The sequence below is a fragment of the Streptomyces synnematoformans genome (genome assembly GCF_039531005.1).
GTDB lineage: Bacteria > Actinomycetota > Actinomycetes > Streptomycetales > Streptomycetaceae > Streptomyces > Streptomyces synnematoformans.
Map to the genome: position 1 here is coordinate 1 of NZ_BAAAPF010000628.1, position 1,675 is coordinate 1,675.

2 protein-coding genes are annotated in these 1,675 nt (G+C 77.9%); both read left to right on the plus strand.

What is annotated here, in order from left to right; translation table 11 throughout:
- Positions 1-247: winged helix-turn-helix domain-containing protein (locus ABD317_RS36670; RefSeq protein ID WP_344296347.1), on the plus strand; the 247-nt coding region annotated here is incomplete at its 5' end.
- A gap of 19 nt (positions 248-266) precedes the next feature.
- Positions 267-1,675, plus strand: a 1,409-nt coding sequence (locus tag ABD317_RS36675) for a HAMP domain-containing sensor histidine kinase (RefSeq protein WP_344296351.1), incomplete at its 3' end; no start/stop codon positions are given.

The window sequence follows — 1,675 nt, forward strand, 5'->3', positions numbered from 1 at the left end:
GGACCTGACCCGCCGCGAGTTCGACCTGCTGGCGTTCCTCGCCGGGCGGCCCGGCGTGGTCGTACCCCGCCGGGAGCTGCTGTCCGAGGTGTGGCGGCAGTCGTACGGTGACGACCAGACCATCGACGTCCATCTGTCCTGGCTGCGCCGCAAGCTGGGCGAGACCGCCGCCAACCCCCGCTACCTGCACACCCTGCGCGGCGTCGGCGTGAAGCTGGAGCCGCCGCCCGGGAGCCCTCCGCTATGAGGCAGTCGCGAGGGCAGTCATGAGGTGGGCGCTGGTCAAGGTCTGCCTGGCGGTCACGGTGATGGTCGTGGTCGCGTTCGCCGTGCCGCTCGGGCTCGTCGTCAAGGAGATGGCCCGCGACCGGGCGCTGACCAACGCCGAGCGGATCGCCGCCGGCATCGGCCCGGCCCTGGCGATCACCACCGACGCCGCGCAGCTGGAGCGCGCGGTCGGCAGCACCCGGGCCGGCGCGGCCGGGCGGATCGCGGTGCACGTGCCGCGCGGGACCGGGGCGGACATGTCCGCGGTACGGCTCGGCGAGCCGCGGGCCGGCGCGGCCGACGTGGAGCGCGCCTCCGGCGCCGGCACGTCGTCGCTGGTCGCCGTCGACGGCGGGCACGCGCTGCTGCAGCCCATCGCCGTCGAGGGCGGCCGGGTCGCGGTCGTGGAGGTGTTCGTGCCGGCGGGCGAGCTGACCGAGGGCGTGGCGCTGGCATGGCTGGTGCTGGCGGGGGTCGGCCTTGCGCTGGTCGCCGGCTCCGTCGCCGTCGCGGACCGGCTCGGCACCCGGATGGTACGGCCCGCGCGCCGGCTCGCGGGCGCCGCGCACGACCTGGGGGAGGGCCGGCTCGGCGTCCGGGTCGAGGAGTCCGGGCCGTCCGAACTGCGCTCGGCGGCCGCGGCGTTCAACTCGATGGCCGACCAGGTCGCGCTGCTCCTCGCCAACGAGCGGGAGCTGGCCGCCGACCTCTCGCACCGGCTGCGCACCCCGCTGACCGTGCTGCGGCTCAACGCCGCCTCCCTCGGCGACAGCGGCGCCGCCGAGCAGACCCGGCAGGCGGTGACCCAGCTGGAGCGCGAGATCGACCACATCATCGCCACCGTGCGCGAGCAGCGCGGCGGGCCCGCCGGGCAGCGGGCGGCGGCGGTGGTCGGCTGCGACGTCTCCGCGGTCATCAGGGAGCGGATGGAGTTCTGGTCGGCGCTGGCCGAGGACGAGCGGCGGCCCGTGCGGCTGGCCGGGGCGGACCGGCCGGCGCAGGTGCCGGTCGCGCGCGCCGAGCTGGTCGCCGCGATCGACGCGCTCGTCGGCAACGTCTTCCGGCACACCCCGGAGGGCACGGCCTTCTCCGTCGACGTGCACCACGCCGGCAACGCCGTCATCGTGCTCGCCTCCGACGCCGGCCCCGGCATCCCCGACCCCGCGGCGGCGCTGACCCGCGGGCGGGGGCAGGGCGGGCCGGGGTCGACGGGGCTGGGCCTGGACATCGTGCGGCGGGTCGCCGAGTCGACCGGCGGGGACGTGCGGATCGGCCGCTCGGTGCTGGGCGGCGCGGAGGTACGGCTCTGGCTGGCGCTGCGCACCGGGCCGGCCGCGGGCGGCGAGCGCCTCCGGCACCGGGCGGTCCGGCGGCGGCGCGGCCGGCCGGCGGAGGGCGGTGAACTGCG